We start from the raw sequence: 22,336 nt of genomic DNA, 5'->3' as shown, positions 1-22,336 counted from the left end.
CCCCAGGAAAATTTGGTTAAAACCAGTGACGTAATCACCGTGCAAAGCATCGACACGATACGCTGACTAATTCCAGAATATCCAGGAAAACTCCAGGTATTCAGAGCCAGTATCTACGCAAGCTCCCCCTTCACAAGGGGAACGAAACGTACGGCCTCCACGGTATCGATAATAAATTCGCCTCCCCGACGACGCACCCGTTTCAAAAACTGGTGCTCATCGCCCACGGGTAAGACGAGAATGCCGCCCTCATCCAGCTGCATCATCAATGCGGTTGGGATCTCGGGCGGCGCTGCCGTTACAATGATAGCGTCAAACGGGGCTCGCGCCTGCCAGCCTTGCCATCCATCACCATGACGGGTCGAAACATTATGTAAATCAAGCTGCTTCAGGCGACGACGTGCCTGCCACTGCAAACCTTTAATGCGCTCAACGGAGCACACATGATGCACCAGGTGCGCCAGAATCGCCGTCTGGTAGCCAGAGCCTGTACCAATTTCCAGCACCCGGGACTGCGGCGTTAGCTCAAGCAGTTCGGTCATCCGCGCAACCATATAGGGCTGCGAAATCGTCTGCCCCTGGCCAATCGGCAGAGCAATATTGTCCCAGGCCTTATGTTCAAACGCCTCATCAATGAATTTTTCACGCGGCACGGCGGCGAGCGCATCGAGAACAAGCTCATCTCTGATGCCCTGCGCACGTAATTGTTCAAGAAGAGTGTGTACGCGTCTGCTTACCATTGCGTGTCGGCTCCCACGCTGTCTAACCAGTCAGAAACCACCTCATGCGCGCCGTATGCGGTTAAATCGACATGCAGCGGCGTGATGGAAACATAGCCTTCATCGACGGCGGCAAAATCCGTATCCGGCCCGGCGTCGCATTTTTCACCCGGCGGCCCGATCCAGTACAGGGTATTACCGCGCGGATCCTGCTGTGGAATCACCTGATCCGCCGGATGGCGACTGCCGCAGCGGGTGACGCGAATGCCTTTAATTTGATCCAGCGGTAAATCCGGCACGTTGATATTCAAAATGCGACCGGTGCGCAGCGGTTCACGGCTCAGCGCCCGTAAGATACGACAGGTTACTGCGGCAGCAGTATCGTAATGTTTATGCCCATCGAGCGAGACAGCCAGCGCAGGGAACCCCAGATGACGACCTTCCATCGCCGCCGCAACGGTACCGGAATAAATAACATCATCACCCAGATTAGGACCCGCGTTAATACCAGAAACGACAATGTCCGGACGCGGACGCATTAACGCATTTACGCCCAGATAGACGCAATCGGTAGGCGTACCCATTTGTACGGCGATATCGCCGTTATCATAGGTAAACGTGCGAAGTGAGGATTCCAGCGTCAGCGAGTTAGACGCGCCACTGCGGTTACGATCCGGGGCAACCACCTGTACGTCAGCAAACTCACGCAGCGCTTTCGCCAGCGTTTGTATACCGGGTGCGTGGACCCCATCATCGTTACTCAGCAATATACGCATAATCACCCATTGTGTTAATAAGTTCCCTTACAACACTGGTGGCGAAGCTACCTGCCGGTAGCCAGAAGCGTAACTCAACGGTTACGTCATCCCACCAGTTCCAGCTTAATTGTTGTGGATACAGCAACATAGCGCGACGCGACGCGTCGACTTTCTCGCGCAATAACAGAGACTGCAGCGCGGTTTCATCAGCAATAGCGGCTTCTTCAAACGCCAGCGCGTCGCGCTGAGTTCCCCACTCACCGCTGCCCGGTAATGCCGCTGTTACCATCAATTCTTTCTCATCGACGCGACGCTGTAATTCAGTTTGTTCTTCCAGTGTGGCGACAAACCAGCTTCCACGTCCCGACAATTGTAGCGCATCGCCGTCAACAACTTGATTAAAGTCTGTTTTTTTCAAGCGTTCACTGACTATCTGATTAAACAACGCGCTACGGGCCGCCGACAACCAAAAACTGCGTTTATTGCGATCGCGCACCGGCGCATCGCTTTGCGCCCAGCGCAGCGCCCCTTGCAGGTTGCTGCCGCCGATACCAAAACGCTGAGCGCCAAAATAGTTCGGTACGCCGCGCTCGCCAATCGCCTGTAAACGCGCTTCAACGTCATTGCGCTCGCTCACTTCACGCAGCACCAGCGTAAATTCGTTGCCCTTCAGCGCCCCTAAACGCAGCTTACGCTTGTGGCGCGCGTACTCCAGCACTTTACAGCCTTCAAGCTCAAATTTGCTTAAATCAGGCATCGCATTGCCGGGGACGCGTGCGCACAGCCACTGTTCCGTAACCGCATGTTTATCTTTCTGCCCGGCAAAGCTTACTTCGCGGGCGTGAATTTTCAGGAACTTCGCCAGCGCGTCAGCCACAAAACGGGTATTACAGCCGTTTTTCAGGATGCGCACCAAAATGTGCTCGCCTTCGCCATCCGGTTCGAAGCCTAAATCTTCGACGACGACAAAGTCTTCCGGATTCGCTTTCAGAACGCCATGGCCCAGTGGTTTGCCATGGAGATACGTCAGATCTTCAAACGCAGTCATTTCGTTGCCTTAATGAGTAACGCCACCGCTTCACAGGCAATCCCTTCCCCACGCCCGGTAAAACCGAGTTTTTCCGTGGTGGTCGCTTTCACGTTAACATCATCCATATGGCAGCCGAGATCTTCGGCAATAAACACGCGCATCTGCGGAATGTGCGGCAGCATCTTCGGCGCCTGAGCAATAATCGTCACATCCACATTACCAAGCGTATAGCCTTTGGCCTGAATACGCCGCCAGGCTTCACGCAATAATTCACGGCTATCTGCACCTTTAAAGGCCGGGTCGGTATCCGGGAAGAGTTTACCGATATCCCCCAGCGCCGCCGCGCCCAGCAGAGCATCAGTTAGCGCATGTAACGCCACGTCGCCATCAGAATGCGCCAGCAATCCTTTTTCGTATGGGATGCGTACACCACCAATGATAATTGGGCCAACTCCGCCAAAAGCGTGTACGTCGAAACCGTGTCCAATTCGCATTATGCCTTCTCCTGATATACACAGCATCCTGCAGGCTGCCTCGTTGCAGCGTGAAGGATGAGGTGTCTAGATAGTTCGGGTCAGATAAAATTCCGCCAGCGCCAGATCTTCCGGGCGAGTGACTTTGATGTTGTCAGCGCGTCCTTCAACCAGTTGCGGATGAAAGCCGCAATATTCCAGCGCCGAGGCTTCGTCCGTAATGGTTGCGCCTTCGTTGAGCGCACGGGTCAGGCAGTCGTGCAACAGCTCACGAGGGAAAAACTGTGGCGTCAACGCATGCCATAAATCGGTGCGATCGACCGTATGAGCAATGTCTGTTCGGCCCGGCTCCGCGCGCTTCATCGTGTCGCGTACGGGCGCCGCCAGGATCCCGCCGGTGCGGCTGGTCTCACTTATTGCCAGTAAACGGGATAAATCATCATGGTGCAAACACGGACGCGCGGCATCATGCACCAGTACCCAGTTGGCTTCCCCTGCGGCTTGCAAACCGGCAAGGACAGAATCGGCACGCTCGTTGCCGCCATCCACTACGGTAATTTGCGGATGCGCAGCGAGTGGAAGTTGGGCAAAGCGGCTGTCGCCTGGGCTGATAGCGATGACGACTCGCGTCACCCGGGGATGAGCCAGCAGCGCATCAACCGAGTGTTCAAGAATGGTTTTATTGCCAATAGAGAGGTACTGCTTAGGACACTCTGTTTGCATTCGGCGGCCAAACCCGGCAGCCGGCACCACGGCGCAAACGTCCAATAAAGTGGCTGCCATGTTAAATCCCTGGACGGTTTATCGATTGTTTTGCCCTGCAGTCTGAGCGCGTTTAGACGCGTCAGGTACCAGACGATAAAAGGTTTCGCCCGGCTTAGTCATGCTGAGTTCGTTACGCGCGCGCTCCTCGATAGCCTCTTGTCCACCATTGAGGTCGTCAATTTCGGCAAAGAGCTGATCGTTACGCGCTTTAAGTTTCGCGTTTGTAGCTTGCTGCGCAGCAACATCATCGTTGACGCGACTATAGTCATGTATGCCGTTCTTACCGAACCACAGCGAATACTGCAGCCAGACTAATAAAGCCAGCAACAGCAGCGTTAGTTTACCCATCCTGCCCCCTGAAAAACGGCATTAACATCCCATAACTTCCGCAGACGACTTTACATCAACGGGCGGGAATGCCGCGACAACGCGGGCAAATGTACCACATTTGCCCGTTGTTACGTATACCCCGTGTAAGGAGAACATAATCTCATTGTTGGTTACGGTTTGAATTATGGCCAGAGAGTGAACAACCGCGGCGATTATGCGAAATTGACGTGAGCTTAACCCAATAACCACAAAAATAGTGCGCCAAACATAGCCCCAACCACCAGCAGGGTACAGGTAATGCTCAGCAACAACCGTCCTTTTAATAGCGAGTGCAGGGCAATACCTACGACGATCGCCACGGGCAACAATGCGAGGAAAAAGGGCCAGGTATAAATAAAGAAAAACAGTGTATTAGGGCCATACATCAGACACGGAAATCCCAGCGCCAGCAACCACGCTGCAAATCCGACCACGGCCCCCGGAAGTGACCAGGTGGTTTCGTCGTCGGCAGCGAAGGTATCTGACTCTGTAATAGTAATGTTATGGCTGTTACGCATATCTAATCCTGTGACCGTGACTGACCGGGCATACAAGCTCGGATGTCTCAGGATCTGATAATATCTTCCTGCCTCAGCAGGTCTAATAATTGGGGTACCAAATTTGTTACCAATTGTTCACCATCAAGATGAATCTCTGGCGATTCAGGCGCTTCGTATACTGAGTCAATTCCGGTAAAATTGCGCAACTCCCCCGCCCGCGCTTTTTTATACAGCCCTTTTGGATCGCGTGCTTCACACGTTGCTAATGGCGTATCGACAAAAACCTCAATAAAACGCCCCTCTCCCACGCGCTCACGGACCATTTGTCGCTCGGCGCGATGCGGAGAGATAAAAGCGGTCAACACCACCAGACCGGCATCGACCATCAGGTTAGCCACTTCGCCAACCCGACGAATATTCTCCTTGCGGTCGGCATCGCTAAACCCGAGATCGCTGCACAGACCGTGACGCACGTTATCACCATCCAGCAGATAAGTGCTCACCCCCAACTTATGCAGCGCCTCTTCCAGCGCCCCTGCTACCGTGGATTTACCGGAACCAGACAGCCCGGTAAACCACAGCACAACACCACGATGACCGTGGCGTTGTTCCCGCTGTTGCGGTGTAACAGGATGGGCATGCCAGACGACGTTTTCGTCATGCAACGCCATTATTTTCCTCCCAGCAGATCGCGCGCACCCCAGTGTGGGAAGTGGCGACGCACCAGCGCGTTAAGCTCCAGCTCAAACGCGCTGAACTGAGAAGCCGCGACGTGCTCCTGGACGATTGGCTCACGCACCAGGCCCGCGCCAACGGTAACGTTGGTCAGGCGATCAATGATAATCAGCCCACCCGTAACCGGATTCTGCTGATAGGTATCCAGCACCAGCGGCTCGTCAAAGGTCAAATTAACCAGACCGATGCCGTTTAGCGGCAGCGCTTCAACGTCACGTTGAGTCAGGTTATTAATATCGACCTGATACTGCACGCTATCAACGCGTGCGCGAGTCTTCTTGCCTGCAACTTTGATGTCATAGCTCTGCCCTGCCGACAACGGCTGCTCCGCCATCCACACCACATCAACGGCAGCGCTTTGTACCGCTGGCAATGCTTCACCGGCATCAAGCAGCAGGTCGCCCCGGCTGATGTCGATCTCATCTTTCAGCACCAGGGTGATTGCTTCGCCTGCATGCGCTTCCTGTAAATCGCCATCAAAAGTCACGATCCGCGCCACGCTGGACTCAACGCCAGACGGCAACACTTTGACGCGTTGCCCGACCTTCACGCTACCGGAGGCCAGCGTCCCGGCATAACCACGGAAATCCAGATTCGGTCGGTTCACATACTGCACCGGGAAACGCATCGGCTGAGTATCAACAATGCGCTGGATCTCAACGGTTTCCAGCACTTCCAGCAGCGTTGGACCGCTGTACCACGGCATGCTGGCGCTTTGCGAAGCCACGTTGTCGCCTTCCAGTGCAGAAAGCGGCACAAACCGGATATCCAGGTTACCCGGCAGTTGTTCAGCAAAAGTAAGATAGTCTTCGCGAATGCGATTAAATGTCTCCTCGCTAAAGTCCACCAGATCCATTTTGTTGATCGCCACCACCAGGTGTTTGATCCCAAGCAACGTAGAGATAAAGCTGTGACGACGAGTCTGATCCAGCACGCCTTTACGCGCATCGATCAGCAGGATCGCCAGGTCGCAGGTCGACGCCCCGGTCGCCATGTTGCGGGTGTACTGTTCATGGCCAGGAGTGTCCGCAATAATAAATTTACGCTTCTCGGTAGAGAAATAACGGTACGCCACGTCGATAGTGATGCCCTGCTCGCGCTCGGCCTGCAAGCCGTCAACCAATAACGCCAGATCGAGCTTTTCGCCCTGAGTACCGTGACGTTTACTGTCGTTGTGCAGCGATGAAAGCTGATCTTCATAAATCTGACGCGTGTCGTGCAGCAGACGGCCAATCAGGGTACTTTTCCCGTCATCCACGCTACCGCAGGTTAAAAAACGCAGCAGACTTTTGTGTTGCTGGGCGACCATCCAGGCTTCAACGCCGCCTTCATTAGCAATTTGTTGTGCAAGTGTCGTGTTCATGGCGGCTCCTTAGAAATACCCCTGACGTTTCTTCAGCTCCATGGAGCCCGCCTGGTCGCGGTCAATCACGCGCCCCTGACGTTCACTGGTGGTTGAGACCAGCATCTCTTCGATGATTTCCGGCAGCGTCTGCGCATTCGACTCCACCGCGCCTGTCAGCGGCCAGCAACCAAGCGTACGGAAACGCACCATGCGCTTTTTAATCACTTCCCCAGGTTGCAGATCGATTCTGTCGTCATCAATCATCATCAGCATGCCGTCGCGTTCCAGCACCGGACGCTCCGCCGCCAGGTATAGCGGCACGATGTCGATATTTTCCAGCCAGATGTACTGCCAGATATCCTGTTCAGTCCAGTTAGAGAGCGGGAATACGCGAATGCTTTCGCCCTTGTTAATCTGCCCGTTGTAGTTGTGCCACAGCTCCGGGCGCTGATTTTTCGGATCCCAGCGATGAAAACGATCGCGGAAAGAGTAAATGCGCTCTTTAGCACGCGATTTCTCTTCGTCGCGACGAGCACCACCGAACGCGGCGTCAAAACCGTATTTGTTCAGCGCCTGCTTCAACCCTTCGGTTTTCATAATGTCGGTATGCTTGGCGCTACCGTGGACAAACGGGTTGATGCCCATTGCCACCCCTTCCGGGTTTTTATGCACCAGTAGTTCACAGCCGTAGGCTTTCGCCGTGCGGTCACGAAACTCGTACATCTCGCTGAATTTCCAGCCGGTATCAACGTGCAACAGGGGGAACGGCAGCGTACCAGGATAAAACGCTTTGCGCGCCAGATGCAGCATTACGCTGGAATCTTTGCCGATGGAATACATCATCACCGGATTAGAAAACTCGGCGGCCACCTCACGAATGATATGGATGCTTTCCGCTTCCAGTTGCCGCAGGTGGGTAAGTCGTTTTTGATCCATAACCGTTCCTATGTAATGCCGTTATTTTGCTAACGATGCTCAGATAACCTGACTATAGGGAGGGCAAGGAGGCGAATGAAATTACGAATTGGAATGAGTAGTTCCTCAAAGGAATAACGATCTGGAAAAGCAAATATCAAAAAGTGCTTAAGCTACCGAATTTAGGGCATTTAGGAGCAAATGAAATTGTTTTACCTCGATCACGGTTTCATACTAGCGGCTGAAAATTTCTGCTTGGTATTTAAGGACTCACTATGTTTTCCGCATTGCGCCACCTGACTACCGCCCTGGCGCTCGGCGCGTGCTTCATCCTTCCCGCACAGGCAACATCTTCCAAACCTGGAGATATCGCAAATACCCAGGCTCGATATATCGCAACGTTTTTCCCAGGCCGTGTGACGGGATCTCCGGCAGAAATGTTATCTGCTGATTATATACGTCAGCAATTTCAACAGATGGGCTATAGCAGCGATATTCGGACGTTTAATAGCCGTTATGTTTATACCGCTAAAGATAACCGTAAAAACTGGCATAACGTAACGGGAAGCACCGTTATTGCAGCACATGAAGGTAAAGCGCCGCAGCAGATTATTATCATGGCGCACCTTGATACCTACGCCGCACAAAGCGACGCCGATTCAGATGCCAATCTGGGTGGACTAACCCTGCAAGGTATCGACGACAACGCTGCCGGTGTTGGCGTGATGCTGGAACTGGCGGAAAAACTCAAAAACGTACCGACGCAATACGGCATCCGATTTATCGCCACCAGCGGCGAGGAAGAAGGCAAACTGGGCGCGGAGAACATTCTGAAGCGAATGAGCGCTGCAGAGAAGAAAAACACGCTGCTGGTTATCAACCTCGATAACCTGATTGTCGGCGATAAGCTCTATTTCAATAGCGGTAAGAAAACCCCGGAAGCGGTGCGAAAATTGACGCGCGACCGGGCGCTGGCTATCGCGCACAGTCGCGGTATCGTTGCCAGCACCAATCCAGGTCTGAACAAAGACTATCCGAAAGGCACTGGATGTTGTAACGATGCAGAGGTCTTCGACAACGCGGGCATTTCCGTTCTCTCCGTTGAAGCGACCAACTGGAACCTGGGCAAGAAAGATGGCTATCAACAGCGCGCCAAAAGCGCCTCGTTCCCGGCAGGCAACAGCTGGCACGATGTGCGACTGGATAACCAGCAGCATATCGATAAAGCGTTACCGGGCAGGATAGAACACCGTAGCCGCGACGTGGTACGCATTATGCTGCCGCTGGTAAAGGAACTGGCAAAAGCGGGTAAATCCTGAAGAAGTGGTCCGGTAGGATGTAAATCTTACCGGACCACTTTCCTGTTACCCTTCGTGCAGTCCGCACTCGCGCTTCAATCCGAAGAAACGCGTCTCTTCTTCCGCCATTCCCGGCTCCCATTTGCGGGTGGTGTGGGTATCACCGACTGACAGATAGCCCTGATCCCACAACGGATGGTACTTCAGTCCGTGTTTTTGCAGATACTGGTAAACCGTACGGTTATCCCAGTCGATGATCGGCAGCACTTTAAACACGCCGCGCTGGATAGCCAGCACCGGCAAATGCGCGCGACTGCCCGACTGCTCGCGGCGCAGACCGGCAAACCAGGTTTGCGCATGCAGATCCTGTAGCGCCCGGTTCATCGGCTCGACCTTGTTGATGTCATTGTATTTCTCAATGCCTTCAACGCCCTGCTCCCACAGTTTGCCATAGCGCGCTTCCTGCCAGGCGGCACTCTCTTTTGCCCGGTAGACTTGCAGATTAAGCTTGAGCTTGTCCGTTAACTCATCAATAAACTGGTAGGTTTCCGGGAACAGATAGCCAGTATCGGTGAGGATCACCGGGATATCCGGGCGAACCTGATTTACCAGGTGCAAGCTTACTGCTGCCTGGATCCCAAAACTTGATGACAGAACATATTCACCAGGCAGGTTTTCCAGCGCCCACGCCACGCGATCCTCGGCGCTCAATGTTTCCAGTTGATCGTTGGTTTGCGCCAACGCCATAACGCGTTCAACTTTCGGCAGCTCGTTCAACGCGTTGAGATCGAGTTTGGACATAAATTCCTCGCTGTTTGCCTTGCCTGATGGCGCTACGCTTATCAGGCCTACAAATTCAGTAGACCCGATAAGTCAATTTCACATTATTCCCAGAAATCCCGGGCAGGATCGAGCACCGGGCGAATAATGCCCGCACGCACCGTAAAGTCACCGAAGCCTTCACCCGCTTCGCGCTCTTTCGCCCAGCGCCCAATCAGTTCATCCAGCGATGCCAGAATTTCCGGCTCGGTGATGTTCTCTTTAAACATCCGGGGAATGCGAGTTCCGATACGATTGCCCCCCAGATGCAGGTTGTAACGTCCGGGTGCTTTACCCACCAGACCAACTTCCGCCAGCATCGCGCGGCCGCAGCCGTTCGGGCAGCCGGTAACACGCATGACAATGTTTTCATCACTCAGGCTGTGCTTCGCCATCAGCGTGTCGATGTTGTCGATAAACGTTGGCAGGAAACGCTCGGCTTCCGCCATCGCCAGCGGACAGGTTGGGAACGAGACGCAGGCCATCGAGTTTTCACGCTGCGGAGTTACCGCGTTCATTAAGCCACTCTTCTGCGCAATCTTTTCGATCTTCGCCTTTTCACTCTCAGGAACACCGGCAATGATCAGGTTCTGGTTCGCGGTAATGCGGAACTCGCCTTTGTGGATCTTCGCGATCTCAAGCAGACCGGTTTTCAACGGTCGGCCCGGATAATCGAGGATGCGTCCGTTTTCAATAAACAACGTCAGATGCCATTTATTGTCGATCCCTTTCACCCAGCCGATACGATCGCCGCGACCAGTGAACTCGTACGGACGGATCGGCTCAAACGTGATCCCCGCCCGGCGCTCAACTTCAGCTTTAAAGGTCTCTACGCCTACGCGTTCCAGCGTGTATTTGGTTTTCGCGTTTTTACGATCGGTACGGTTACCCCAATCACGCTGCGTGGTCACCACAGCCTCCGCCACGGCCAGCGTATGCTCAAGCGGCAGATAACCAAACTCGCTTGCCGTACGGGCATAGGTTTTCTTGTTGCCGTGCTCAATCGACAAACCACCGCCCACCAGCAGGTTAAAGCCCACCAGCTTGCCGTTTTCCGCAACCGCCACAAAGTTCATGTCGTTGGCGTGCAGATCGATGTCGTTCTGCGGCGGGATTACCACGGTAGTTTTAAACTTACGCGGCAGATAGGTTTGACCGAGGATCGGCTCTTCATCGGTGGTCGCGACTTTTTCCTGATCCAGCCAAATCTCTGCATAAGCGCGGGTGCGCGGCAACAGGTGCTCGGAAATTTTCTTCGCCCATTCATAGGCTTCGGCGTGCAGCTCAGATTCATACGGATTCGAGGTGCACAGCACGTTACGGTTCATGTCATTGGCGGTCGCCAGAGCGTCAAGCCCGACTGAATGCAGCATCTGGTGTACCGGTTTCACGTTCTTCTTCAGAATGCCGTGAAACTGGAATGTCTGACGGTTGGTCAGACGAATGCTGCCGTAAATGGTGTTGTCATGGGCGAACTTATCGATCGCCTGCCACTGTTTGGTGGTGATCACCCCACCCGGCAGACGACAGCGCAGCAGCATGGCGTGGCGCGGCTCCAGCTTTTGCTCGGCACGTTCGGCGCGGATATCGCGGTCATCTTGCTGGTACATACCGTGAAAACGGATCAGCAGGAAGTTGTCGCCTTTAAAACCGCCGGTCAGACCGTCATTTAAATCTTCGGCAATGGTACCGCGCAGGTAGTTGCTCTCAACCTTCATGCGCTCAGCATCAGTCAGTTTGCCTTCGACCACCAATGGTCCTGGATGTTTTTCGCTCATTAGTAGACATCTCGCTGATAACGGCGCTCAATGCGCAGCTCACTTAAAAATTCATCCGCCGCTTCGATATCCATACCACCGAATTCGGCAATCACTTCCAACAAAGCCTGCTCAACGTCTTTCGCCATACGATTGGCGTCGCCGCAGACATAAATGTGGGCACCGTCATTAATCCAGCGCCACAGTTCCGCGCCCTGTTGGCGCAGTTTATCTTGTACGTAGACTTTTTCTTTTTGATCTCTGGACCAGGCGAGATCGATACGACTCAGTACGCCCTCTTTGACGTAACGCTGCCATTCCACCTGATACAGGAAATCTTCGGTAAAGTGTGGGTTGCCAAAAAACAGCCAGTTTTTGCCTTCGGCTCCGTCAGCCGCACGCTGCTGCATGAATGCACGAAACGGCGCAATACCGGTGCCAGGTCCAATCATGATCACCGGCGTCTGCGGGTTCGCCGGCAGGCGGAAGTTATCGTTGTGTTCAATGAACACGCGAACTTCACCTTCTTCATCTACACGATCGGCAAGGAAGCTGGACGCGCCGCCTGCGCGGGCACGACCTTCAATGTCATAACGCACCACACCCACGGTAACGTGCACTTCGCTTTCCACTTCCGCCTGGGAAGAGGCAATGGAGTACAAACGCGGCGTCAGCGGGCGCAGCAGATCAACCAACGCCTGGGCATCCAGTTGCGCCGGGGAGAAACGCACCATATCGACGATGGGCGTGGTTGCGGCGTAATGCTGCAACTGCGCTTTGTCACCCACTAACGGCAGCAAAGTTTCACTGCGGGTCAAGGTGGCATAATTTTCTACGATATTGCCGGTGTTGACCGTCAGTTCAAAGTGCCACTCCAGTGCTTCGGCGAGCGGCAGGGTTTTGCCATCAACCGTGACCGGTTCATCCCCTTTCAGCCACAGCAGTTCTACCAGCTCTTTGACCAAAGCCGGATCATTTTGATACCAGACACCCAATGCATCGCCCGGCTGATAGCGCAGGCCGGAATCGCCTAAATCAATCTCAATATGGCGCACGTCTTTTTCAGAGTCGCGGCCGGTAATTTTCTGATTCACCGCAAGCGACGCCGTCAGCGGTGCTTCTTTGGTATACGGACTGGTGTGTACTTCGTTTACCGCGCCGCTCGCGGCAACTTGCACAGACGATGCCGCAGGCGCACGTGCTTTCAGGACATCAACCAGACGGGCACGCCACTGGGCAGCCGCGGCCTGGTATTCAACATCAGCGTCGACGCGGTCAAGCAGACGTTCACCGCCCAGCTCAGCCAGTTTCGTATCAAAGTCTTTTCCTGACTGACAGAAAAACTCGTAAGAGGTGTCGCCAAGACCAAACACGGCAAAAGCGGTGTTATCGAGCTTCGGCGCTTTTTTCGAGAACAGGAATTTATGCAACGCCACGGCTTCTTCCGCCGGTTCACCTTCCCCTTGCGTCGACGCCACCACGATCAGCAGTTTTTCATTGGCGATTTGTTTGAATTTATAGTCGCCAGCGTTGATGAGAGTGACGTTGAGCTTCGCGGCGATCAGATCATCGCGCAGGGCTTCCGCCACACGACGCGCATTACCGGTTTGCGAGGCGGAGATAAGCGTAATGCCCGGCATTTGAGCGGCAGGCGCTGGTGACGCCGTATTGCTGCCTGGCTGCTGATTCAGCACGCCCCAGAAATAGCCAGAAACCCACGCAAGCTGTGCGGGAGTGAAATCGGTCGTGGCCGCCTGAAGGCGTGCCAGTTGCTCCGGGTTTAGCGGTAGCAAAGCGGAAGGTGGGGCCTGTGTCGTCATGCGTTGTCATGTTCCAGTAAGCAAAGCGGATTTCAGCAATAAAACCCAAACTGAAGATAAGGTTAACGGCGGGGATAGTAACAATTAAAGAAGTGATGGAAATAACAAATAACCAAATGGACTAACCTGTTTTAGTTATAGTTATTAACAGCAAAATCGATTTAATAAGCATTTGATATATAAATAGTTATTGAACATTATCTTTATGAATGGATTGTTCTGATACTCTGCGCCCTTTTAACTAATGATAAAATTTGCTCTTTACGGTACCCTACGCCGGTTTTTCGCATTCTTGAGAGTAAATAATGTCCACCACCTTGTTTAAAGATTTCACCTTCGAAGCCGCTCACCGCCTGCCACATGTACCGGAAGGGCATAAGTGTGGCCGCCTGCATGGTCACTCATTTATGGTGCGTCTTGAAATTACCGGTGAAGTCGATCCGCATACCGGTTGGATTATGGATTTTTCTGAGTTAAAAGCGGCGTTTAAGCCGACGTACGATAGGCTTGATCACTACTATCTGAACGATATTCCAGGCTTAGAAAACCCAACCAGTGAAGTGCTGGCAAAATGGATTTGGGATCAGGTAAAACCGGTTGTCCCTCTGCTGAGTGCCGTAATGGTGAAAGAGACCTGCACAGCGGGCTGCGTGTATCGCGGCGAGTGATTGTAGCCTTGACGGATGGCGAAACGTCTTCTCCGGCCAGCAACGAACAACAAACTCTGGCCGGGTAAGCGAAACGCTCCCGGCACAGTTATCAGGCAATATTCAGATATTTATGGGTTTGCATCGACAGACGCCAGTTTCGCGCAATACAGGTATCAATGCACAAACGCGTCGCATCCTCTTTCTGGCTGATTGGCTGTAAGGCGATGATTCGTGGTTTGTCGTCACTCAACGTTGCCAGCAGTTCATCCAGCGCTTCAATATCGCGAACGCGACCAACCGGATGTTTGATTTCATTCGCGCGCTCCAGCGCCTGCGACAGCACATCATAACCACCGCGCATATTCACCTTCGGCGATACGGTTACCCAGGTATTCGGCGTACAGCGTACTTCGTGGGTACCACTGGTCTCAATCTGGCAGCTAAAGCCGTTCTTTTCCAGCAGGTCAGTCAGCGGCATCAGGTCATGAATGCAGGGCTCGCCGCCAGTGATCACCACGTGACGGGCGGTATAGCCCTGACGCAAAATGACCGCCAGCAGATCTTCGCTGCTCGCCGCGCCCCATTTATCGCTCTCTTTAGTCTTGGCCAGGATGCTGTACAGGGAGACTTCCCGATCCTCAAGCTTATCCCAGGTGTGTTTGGTATCGCACCAGGCACAGCCAACCGGGCATCCCTGTAAACGAATAAAAATGGCGGGGACGCCGGTAAAGTAGCCCTCGCCTTGCAGGGTCTGGAACATCTCGTTAATCGGGTACTGCATAGCGCTCTCAATATGGGGATAAACGATAATTATCGCAGATCCCCGCCAAAGTATCATGCCCCATCGATGCTTTACGAGGCGATCGCCGCGACAAAGCGCGCCGTTATCTGCTGCGGACGCGTTATAGCCCCCCCAACCACCACGGTATGAGCGCCTAATGCCAGACAACATGCGGCGCGTTCCGGGGTATCGACGTTTCCTTCCGCTACCACCGGTATGCTGACCGCAGCCAATACCTCACGTAAAAAACCACAGTCGTTTTCCGCCAGCACATGCCCGGCAGTGTCAGCGGTATAGCCGTAAAGCGTGGTGCCCACGCAGTCAAAACCCAGACGCTCAGCTGTCACCGCCTCGTTTACGGTGGCGATATCCGCCATCAGTAGTATGGACGGGTATCGAGCGCGGATTTGCGTGACCAGCTCTTCCAGCGTTTGTCCACCAGGGCGCGGGCGCGCTGTCGCATCCAGAGCAATAATTTCCGGTCCAACTGTCATTAGCTCATCCACTTCCCGTAGAGTAGCCGTAATAAACACATCACTGCCCGGATAATCGCGCTTAATAATCCCAATCACCGGCAGGGAGACGCTCTCTTTGATCGCGCGAATATCCACCACACTGTTCGCACGGATACCTACCGCACCGCCCTGAGCTGCCGCCAGCGCCATACGCGACATAATAAACGAACTGTGCAGGGGCTCATTTTCCAGCGCCTGACAGGAGACGATTAATTTACCTTTTAGGGAATCCAGTACAGTTTTCATTACGATAAGATCTCTTCGACTTCGTTTTTAATGATGGTGACATGCGGGCCATAAATCACCTGAACACCGTTACCGCGAATAATTACGCCACGCGCTCCGGTCGCTTTCAGCGCCGCTTCATCTACCTTGCTGCTCTCTTTCACCGTCACGCGTAAGCGTGTGGCGCAACAGTCCACCTCTTCCAGATTATCTTTGCCTCCCAGCCCGGCGATCACTGCTGCTGCTCGCTCACTTTGCGGCAGGCTGGATTCCATCGGAGTTGCGTTTTCACGGCCAGGCGTTAGCCAGTTAAAGCGGTTAATCAAATAGCGGAAGGTGAAGTAGTAAAGAAAGAACCACGGTACCCCCACCAGGGGGACGTACATCCAGTTGGTTTTCGCTTCCCCCTGTAGCACGCCAAAGAGGAGGAAATCGATAAGCCCACCCGAAAAGGTTTGCCCAATAGTGATATGTAAAATATGAGCCATCATAAACGCCAGACCATCGAAGAAGGCGTGAATGACGTATAACACGGGCGCCACAAACAGAAATGAGAACTCGATAGGCTCAGTGATCCCCGTCAGGAAAGAGGTCAGGGCCGCAGACAACAGCAGGCCAGCAACAAGCTTTCTGTTCTCCGGCCTGGCAGTATGGTACATCGCCAGGCATGCACCAAGCAGGCCAAACATCATGGTGATGAAGCGCCCGGACATAAAGCGCGAGGTGCCCGCATAGAACTGCTGCGTATTCGGATCGGCAAGTTGGGCAAAGAAAATCCGCTGCGTACCTTCAACTAACTGGCCGTTGACGATTTCGCTCCCGCCCAGCGCCGTCGTCCAGAAGGGCAAATAAAAGATATGGTGTAAACCCAATGGGCCGAGCATACGCAGGATGAAGCCGTACAGCAGCGTCCCCAGATAGCCTGTCGCATCAACCAGACCACCCAGTCCAAAAATGAGTTTCTGGAAATGCGGCCAAACCACCGTCATGACCGCCCCCACGACTATCGCGGCAAGGGAGCTAATAATCGGTACAAAGCGCGAGCCGCTGAAGAAACCAAGGAACTGAGGGAGTGAGACTTTATTGAAACGGCCATGCAGCGCACAGGTAACCAGGCCAATCACCACCCCACCAAACACACCTGTTTCCAGCGTCTGAATGCCCAGCGTCATCCCCTGGCCTACGGCACCGGGATTCTCGTGTGCCAGCGTTCCGTTGAGCGTCAATAAGGCATTAATGGTGGCATTCATCACCAGAAATGCCAGCAATGCCGCAAGCCCGGCGGTGCCTTTATCCGTTTTCGCCAGTCCTACCGCGACACCCACCGCAAAGAGCACCGACAGGTTGGCAAATACAATAGAACCTGCGCTGGTCATGATTGTGAAGATTGCCTGTAACCAATCAACGTCCAAAAACGGATAAGCCGTCAATGTGTTTGGATTCGACAGCGCGCCGCCAATCCCTAGCAACAGCCCCGCGGCGGGTAATACCGCAATCGGCAGCATGAACGATTTGCCGAACCGCTGTGCCTTTTCAAACCATGCTCCCGACGAGGCGCCGCTAAACATTTGCATCATTTTTTCATCTCCCCGATTGATGATGAAAATTTTTACCATGTTAATTTTTAAAAGTGAAAATTATCATCAAAATTCAGGAAGTCGATCATACTTTTTTAAAATGACTGGCATCTCTCCCCTGCTTTCCGCCACACTATCAGCAGAGAAACGCATTAAGGATTTTGCATGTCAGAAAATGAAAACCTGCTGCTGAGACTGCGCCAGAGCGTTGACGGATATAGCCGAACACAGCAGAAGCTGGGAGAGTTTGTGCTCAGCGATCCGGCAAAAGTTGTCTACCTGACGATTACCGAACTGGCGCGTGAAAGCGACACCAGCGAGGCGAGCGTTACGCGTCTGTGCCGTACGCTGGGGTGTAAGGGCTACAACGAATTCAAGATGGCGCTGGCACTCGATCTCCAGCAAGAACAGCCGGTAGAGCACTGCGGGGATGAAATTGACAATGTGGTCAATGAATCGGTGCAAGCATTGCAGGACACTGCAAAGTTACTCGACAGGACATTACTTGAAGCCGCCGCCCTTGCGTTGCATCAGGCTCAGTCAGTACAGATTTATGGCGTAGCGGCCAGCGCCATTCTGGGGGAGTATTTACATTACAAACTCCTGCGTCTCGGCAAACCTGCACAATTGTTCAGCGACATGCATCGTGCAGCCATGAATGCCACGACGCTTAACAAAGACACGATCGTGGTAGCGATTTCCAGTTCTGGCTCGACGCGCGATCTGCTGCACGTCGTTAAACTGGCGCGTAAGCAAGGCGTGCGCGTGCTGGCGTTGAGTAATACGCCGCGCAGCCCGTTGGCTTCGCTGAGTGATATTCAACTGGTCGCAGCCAAACCTGAGGGTCCGTTGAGTGCTGGCGCGCTAAACGCCAAGGTGGGAGTGATGCTGTTGGTAGAACTGCTCACCACATCGCTGATTGCGCTGGATGAAAAGTACAGTGATGTGAGCCAGCAAACCGCCAGCGCGACCTTACCACTGCTGCTTTAAAGACATAAAAAAACCCGCCGCAGCGGGTTTTTACGTTAAGAGCTAAAGAACAGGATTACGCCTGGCCTTTAATCTCTTTACGACCGTTGTACGGTGCTTGTTCACCCAGAGCTTCTTCGATACGAATCAGCTGGTTGTATTTAGCAACGCGGTCAGAACGGCTCATAGAACCTGTTTTGATCTGGCCTGCAGCGGTACCAACAGCCAGGTCAGCGATGGTAGCGTCTTCAGTTTCGCCAGAACGGTGAGAGATGACAGCGGTGTAGCCAGCGTCTTTCGCCATTTTGATCGCAGCCAGAGTTTCGGTCAGAGAACCGATCTGGTTGAATTTGATCAGGATGGAGTTAACGATGCCTTTTTCGATGCCTTCTTTCAGGATCTTGGTGTTGGTTACGAACAGATCGTCACCAACCAGCTGGATTTTGTCGCCCAGTACTTTAGTCTGGTATGCAAAACCGTCCCAGTCAGACTCGTCCAGACCATCTTCGATGGACACGATCGGGTACTGTTTGGTCAGTTCTTCCAGGAAGTGGGTGAATTCTTCGGAGGTGAATGCTTTGTTGCCTTCGCCAGCCAGAACGTATTTACCGTCTTTGTAGAATTCAGAAGCTGCACAGTCCATCGCCAGGGTGATGTCTTTGCCCAGCTCGTAGCCAGCTGCTTTTACCGCTTCAGCGATTACAGCCAGAGCTTCAGCGTTGGAACCCAGGTTCGGCGCGTAGCCGCCTTCGTCACCAACAGCAGTGTTCATACCTTTAGCTTTCAGAACTTTAGCCAGGTTGTGGAACACTTCAGAACCCATACGAACGGCTTCTTTCAGAGTCTTAGCGCCAACCGGCTGAATCATGAATTCCTGGATGTCGACGTTGTTGTCAGCGTGCTCACCACCGTTGATGATGTTCATCATCGGAACCGGCATGGAGTATTTACCCGGAGTACCGTTCAGTTCAGCAATGTGTGCATACAGCGGCAGGCCTTTAGCAGCAGCTGCTGCTTTGGCGTTCGCCAGGGACACAGCCAGGATGGCGTTTGCACCGAAGTTGGATTTGTTTTCAGTACCGTCCAGATCGATCATGATCTTGTCGATGCCAGCCTGATCTTTAGCATCTTTACCCAGCAGAGCCTGAGCAATTGGGCCGTTAACAGCTGCAACAGCTTTCAGTACGCCTTTACCCATGAAACGAGATTTGTCGCCATCGCGCAGTTCCAGTGCTTCGCGGGAACCAGTAGAAGCACCTGACGGAGCTGCTGCCATACCAACGAAACCACCTTCCAGGTGTACTTCGGCTTCAACAGTCGGGTTACCACGGGAGTCGATGATTTCACGACCGATGATTTTAACGATTTTGGACATTAGATTTTCCTCAGTACAAGTTAAACTAAAACTCCAGACAAACAATGCACCCGGATGGGTGCATTGCCGTTCTAACTTATTTACTTCTTACTTCGCCTGACGCTTCTGATGTTCACTGGCGGCTTTCACAAAGCCGGCAAACAGCGGGTGCCCATCACGTGGCGTGGAAGTAAATTCCGGGTGGAACTGACAGGCCACGAACCACGGATGATTCGGTACCTCAATGATCTCGACCAACTGATCATCACCGGAACGGCCTGCAATACGCAGACCCGCAGCTTCAATCTGTTTCAACAGCATATTGTTGACTTCGTAACGGTGGCGATGGCGTTCAACAATTGTCGGCGCGCCGTACAGTTGACGAACCAGGCTATCGTCGCTCAACTGACACTGCTGCGCGCCAAGGCGCATTGTGCCACCCAGATCGCTCTTCTCGGTACGGACTTCGACGTTGCCGTCTTCATCGCGCCATTCGGTAATCAGGGCCACCACTGGGTACTTACAGTCTGGCACAAATTCCGTGGAGTTGGCGTTGTCCATACCTACTACGTTACGTGCAAACTCAATCAACGCAACCTGCATACCCAGGCAAATGCCCAGATAAGGAATATTGTTCTCACGCGCAAAGCGCGCCGTCGCGATTTTACCTTCAACGCCACGGTAGCCGAAGCCGCCAGGGATCAGGATTGCATCAAGACCTTTCAGGATCTCAACGCCGCGCGTTTCAACATCTTGCGAATCGATCAGCTTGATATTGACGGTGACACGATTCTTCAGACCACCGTGCTTCAGCGCTTCGATAACTGACTTATAGGCATCCGGCAGTTCAATGTACTTGCCAACCATACCGATAGTCACTTCGCCTGCCGGATTCGCTTCTTCATAGATAACCTGTTCCCATTCTGACAGATTAGCTTCCGGACAGTTCAAGCTGAATCGTTTACAAATATAATCGTCAAGGCCCTGGGATTTCAACAGGCCCGGAATTTTATAGATGGAATCGACATCTTTCAGAGAAATCACCGCTTTTTCCGGAACGTTACAGAACAATGCAATTTTCGCACGTTCATTAGCCGGAACTGCGCGATCGGAGCGGCAAATCAGGATATCTGGCTGAATACCGATAGAAAGCAGCTCTTTTACCGAGTGCTGGGTCGGTTTAGTTTTGACTTCACCTGCCGCCGCCATGTACGGAACCAGCGTCAGATGCATAAACAGCGTGTGCTCACGGCCAATTTCTACGGCCATCTGGCGAATCGCTTCAAGGAACGGCAGAGATTCGATATCCCCAACGGTTCCGCCGATTTCGACCAGAACAACATCATGACCTTCGCCGCCTTCCAGAACGCGTTCTTTAATCGCATTCGTGATGTGCGGGATAACCTGAACGGTAGCGCCCAGGTAGTCGCCACGGCGTTCTTTACGCAGAACGTCGGAATAGATACGACCCGTGGTGAAGTTGTTGCGGCGGCTCATTTTGGTACGGATGAAACGCTCATAGTGACCCAGGTCCAGGTCGGTTTCAGCGCCGTCTTCGGTAACGAACACTTCCCCGTGTTGGATTGGGCTCATAGTACCTGGATCGACGTTGATGTACGGATCCAGTTTCATCATGGTCACATTGAGGCCACGGGCTTCAAGAATGGCTGCCAGGGAGGCTGCGGCAATGCCTTTTCCCAGAGAGGATACGACCCCGCCGGTCACAAAAATATAGTTCGTTGTCATGCTGGACCTGAGAAGTTAGGGTGAAACGATGGAATTACCAAGACGGGAAAGTAGTATACCCGAACATGACGAGCGCCACAAACTTTCATTATTCCCTCTCCTTCGTTCTTCAAGCCGCACCGGTGTTGGCTTCCTTCACTCACCCCAGTCACATAGCATTTCTATGTTCCTGAAGATTCTTTCAGTCGCCGCCTTGTTGCGACTCGAATCACTCGAAGAGGCAGTATACAAGGTGTTTCATCAACATAACGGGAAGAGAAAATAGCCTCTTTTGGGTAAATGTTTTTGACGTAAATCAAGCGCTTGTTATTTAAAAAATCACACAAATCGCCCTTGACCGACGAAATCCCTTAGAGATCAATTTCCTGCCGTTTTACCTGTTGCCAGACTTCTTCCATAGTTTCCAGATCAACACCAGTCATTTCCAGACCGCGAGCAGCCACAATTCGCTCAACCTCACGAAAACGCCGCTCAAATTTCTCGTTCGCTTTTTGCAATGCGGTCTCTGCTTTGGTGCCTAAATGCCGGGCCATATTGACCGTAGCAAACAGCAGATCGCCCATTTCCTCCTCCAGTTTAGCCTGGTCGACAACAGCCTGCTTCGCCTCAAACATGACTTCGTCGATCTCTTCGTAAACCTTGTCGACAACCGGGCCTAATGTTTTCCAGTCGAAGCCAACATTTGAGCAACGTTTCTGGATTTTTTGGGCGCGCATTAATGCCGGTAAACTACGGGGGATATCGTCGAGCGCGGAATGCTGCGCCTTCTCGGCGCGTTCTTCGCTTTTGATTTGCTCCCAGCGGGTCAATACCTCGGTGCTGTTACTGGCAGAAACATCCGCAAAAACATGCGGGTGGCGGCGTTCAAGCTTATCGCTTATCGCAGCACAGATATCATCAAAGTTGAAGCGCCCTTCTTCCTGCGCCATCTGGGCGTAAAACACCACCTGGAACAGCAGATCACCCAACTCTCCACGCAGGTCGTCGAAGTCTTCTCGCGCAATCGCGTCCAGCACTTCATAAGTTTCTTCGAGGGTGTAAGGGGCAATCGTGGCGAATGTCTGCTCTTTGTCCCACGGACAGCCGTTTTCCGGGTCGCGCAGGCGCTGCATAATACCGAGCAGTCGGTCGATTTGATTCATTGGAATATCCTGAAATTTCAATACGGTAGGCCGGATAAGGCGATAGCCTACATCCGGCAACATAGCAATGCCTG

The 22,336-nt window shown here is 53.1% G+C and carries 22 protein-coding genes; 3 read left to right on the top strand and 19 right to left on the bottom strand.

Going from position 1 to position 22,336, the window contains the following annotated elements:
- Positions 1-113: 113 nt before the first annotated feature.
- The 10 genes from OGV80_RS13715 to cysD all read right to left on the bottom strand — a co-directional run bounded on the left by OGV80_RS13715 (position 114) and on the right by cysD (position 7,630).
- Positions 114-740 (bottom strand): protein-L-isoaspartate(D-aspartate) O-methyltransferase, encoded by a 627-nt coding sequence (locus OGV80_RS13715; RefSeq protein WP_003034172.1) that lies wholly within the window; start codon positions 738-740, stop codon positions 114-116.
- Positions 734-1,495 (bottom strand): 5'/3'-nucleotidase SurE, encoded by a 762-nt coding sequence (surE, locus tag OGV80_RS13710; RefSeq protein ID WP_003825728.1) that lies wholly within the window; start codon positions 1,493-1,495, stop codon positions 734-736. Before surE ends, OGV80_RS13715 begins: the two co-directional genes overlap by 7 nt.
- Positions 1,476-2,525, bottom strand: a complete 1,050-nt coding sequence (gene truD / locus OGV80_RS13705) for a tRNA pseudouridine(13) synthase TruD (RefSeq protein ID WP_043017385.1) — start codon at positions 2,523-2,525, stop codon at positions 1,476-1,478. Before truD ends, surE begins: the two co-directional genes overlap by 20 nt.
- Entirely contained in the window at positions 2,522-3,001 is a 480-nt protein-coding gene (gene ispF / locus OGV80_RS13700; RefSeq protein WP_003034167.1) for a 2-C-methyl-D-erythritol 2,4-cyclodiphosphate synthase, read from the bottom strand. Before ispF ends, truD begins: the two co-directional genes overlap by 4 nt.
- 66 nt (positions 3,002-3,067) lie before the next feature.
- On the bottom strand, positions 3,068-3,763 hold the full coding sequence (gene ispD / locus OGV80_RS13695; protein ID WP_043017386.1) for a 2-C-methyl-D-erythritol 4-phosphate cytidylyltransferase: 696 nt from the start codon (positions 3,761-3,763) through the stop codon (positions 3,068-3,070).
- An 18-nt stretch (positions 3,764-3,781) separates the two neighbouring features.
- On the bottom strand, positions 3,782-4,093 hold the full coding sequence (gene ftsB / locus OGV80_RS13690; RefSeq protein WP_003034163.1) for a cell division protein FtsB: 312 nt from the start codon (positions 4,091-4,093) through the stop codon (positions 3,782-3,784).
- Between the two features lie 215 nt (positions 4,094-4,308).
- Positions 4,309-4,632, bottom strand: a complete 324-nt coding sequence (locus OGV80_RS13685) for a DUF3561 family protein (protein ID WP_087052060.1) — start codon at positions 4,630-4,632, stop codon at positions 4,309-4,311.
- A gap of 47 nt (positions 4,633-4,679) precedes the next feature.
- Entirely contained in the window at positions 4,680-5,285 is a 606-nt protein-coding gene (cysC, locus tag OGV80_RS13680) for an adenylyl-sulfate kinase (protein ID WP_043017388.1), read from the bottom strand.
- Positions 5,285-6,712, bottom strand: a complete 1,428-nt coding sequence (gene cysN / locus OGV80_RS13675; protein ID WP_087052059.1) for a sulfate adenylyltransferase subunit CysN — start codon at positions 6,710-6,712, stop codon at positions 5,285-5,287. Before cysN ends, cysC begins: the two co-directional genes overlap by 1 nt.
- A gap of 9 nt (positions 6,713-6,721) precedes the next feature.
- A complete protein-coding gene (gene cysD, locus OGV80_RS13670) occupies positions 6,722-7,630 on the bottom strand; it encodes a sulfate adenylyltransferase subunit CysD (RefSeq protein WP_003034152.1) in 909 nt (302 codons plus the stop codon).
- 254 nt (positions 7,631-7,884) lie between these two features.
- Here cysD and OGV80_RS13665 point away from each other — a divergent pair, with 254 nt between their 5' ends.
- Positions 7,885-8,928, top strand: coding sequence for an aminopeptidase (locus OGV80_RS13665; RefSeq protein ID WP_047409063.1), 1,044 nt, complete (start codon positions 7,885-7,887; stop codon positions 8,926-8,928).
- 45 nt (positions 8,929-8,973) lie between these two features.
- Here the strand turns inward: OGV80_RS13665 and cysH are convergent, their stop codons facing one another.
- The 3 genes from cysH to cysJ form a co-directional block, all read right to left on the bottom strand.
- Positions 8,974-9,708 carry a phosphoadenosine phosphosulfate reductase gene (gene cysH / locus OGV80_RS13660; protein ID WP_047409060.1) on the bottom strand — a complete coding sequence of 245 codons (735 nt, stop codon included), beginning with the start codon at positions 9,706-9,708 and terminating at the stop codon, positions 8,974-8,976.
- 83 nt (positions 9,709-9,791) lie between these two features.
- Positions 9,792-11,504 (bottom strand): assimilatory sulfite reductase (NADPH) hemoprotein subunit, encoded by a 1,713-nt coding sequence (gene cysI / locus OGV80_RS13655; protein WP_047409056.1) that lies wholly within the window; start codon positions 11,502-11,504, stop codon positions 9,792-9,794.
- On the bottom strand, positions 11,504-13,303 hold the full coding sequence (gene cysJ / locus OGV80_RS13650; RefSeq protein WP_080626160.1) for an NADPH-dependent assimilatory sulfite reductase flavoprotein subunit: 1,800 nt from the start codon (positions 13,301-13,303) through the stop codon (positions 11,504-11,506). Before cysJ ends, cysI begins: the two co-directional genes overlap by 1 nt.
- A 305-nt stretch (positions 13,304-13,608) precedes the next feature.
- On the opposite strand from cysJ, the gene queD reads away from it, so the two are divergent.
- Positions 13,609-13,971: a 6-carboxytetrahydropterin synthase QueD gene (gene queD / locus OGV80_RS13645; RefSeq protein WP_043017394.1), complete on the top strand. Its 363-nt coding sequence runs from the start codon at positions 13,609-13,611 to the stop codon at positions 13,969-13,971.
- A 91-nt stretch (positions 13,972-14,062) separates the two neighbouring features.
- On the opposite strand, the gene queE is transcribed toward queD, so the two are convergent.
- From queE to OGV80_RS13630, 3 genes are all read right to left on the bottom strand, one after another.
- Positions 14,063-14,734: a 7-carboxy-7-deazaguanine synthase QueE gene (gene queE, locus OGV80_RS13640; protein WP_043017395.1), complete on the bottom strand. Its 672-nt coding sequence runs from the start codon at positions 14,732-14,734 to the stop codon at positions 14,063-14,065.
- Positions 14,735-14,805: 71 nt separating this feature from the next.
- Complete coding sequence (locus OGV80_RS13635; protein ID WP_087052057.1) at positions 14,806-15,495, bottom strand: N-acetylmannosamine-6-phosphate 2-epimerase; 690 nt, start codon at positions 15,493-15,495, stop codon at positions 14,806-14,808.
- Positions 15,495-17,051: a maltose/glucose-specific PTS transporter subunit IIC gene (locus tag OGV80_RS13630; protein WP_043017980.1), complete on the bottom strand. Its 1,557-nt coding sequence runs from the start codon at positions 17,049-17,051 to the stop codon at positions 15,495-15,497. Before OGV80_RS13630 ends, OGV80_RS13635 begins: the two co-directional genes overlap by 1 nt.
- Before the next feature lie 165 nt (positions 17,052-17,216).
- Between OGV80_RS13630 and OGV80_RS13625 the strand changes: the two genes are divergently transcribed.
- Complete coding sequence (locus tag OGV80_RS13625) at positions 17,217-18,041, top strand: MurR/RpiR family transcriptional regulator (protein WP_043017397.1); 825 nt, start codon at positions 17,217-17,219, stop codon at positions 18,039-18,041.
- 55 nt (positions 18,042-18,096) lie between these two features.
- Here the strand turns inward: OGV80_RS13625 and eno are convergent, their stop codons facing one another.
- The 3 genes from eno to mazG all read right to left on the bottom strand — a co-directional run bounded on the left by eno (position 18,097) and on the right by mazG (position 22,262).
- A complete protein-coding gene (gene eno, locus OGV80_RS13620; RefSeq protein ID WP_003034129.1) occupies positions 18,097-19,395 on the bottom strand; it encodes a phosphopyruvate hydratase in 1,299 nt (432 codons plus the stop codon).
- 87 nt (positions 19,396-19,482) lie between these two features.
- Complete coding sequence (gene pyrG / locus OGV80_RS13615) at positions 19,483-21,120, bottom strand: glutamine hydrolyzing CTP synthase (protein ID WP_003034127.1); 1,638 nt, start codon at positions 21,118-21,120, stop codon at positions 19,483-19,485.
- A 350-nt stretch (positions 21,121-21,470) separates the two neighbouring features.
- Positions 21,471-22,262 (bottom strand): nucleoside triphosphate pyrophosphohydrolase, encoded by a 792-nt coding sequence (gene mazG, locus OGV80_RS13610; protein ID WP_043017399.1) that lies wholly within the window; start codon positions 22,260-22,262, stop codon positions 21,471-21,473.
- Between the last annotated feature and the right edge of the window lie 74 nt (positions 22,263-22,336).

The sequence above is a fragment of the Citrobacter sp. Ce119 genome (assembly GCF_030334525.1).
GTDB classification, from domain to species: domain Bacteria; phylum Pseudomonadota; class Gammaproteobacteria; order Enterobacterales; family Enterobacteriaceae; genus Citrobacter; species Citrobacter europaeus.
The sequence above is the reverse complement of the archived record's forward strand: the minus strand, read 5'-3'. Positions and strand labels throughout refer to the sequence as shown.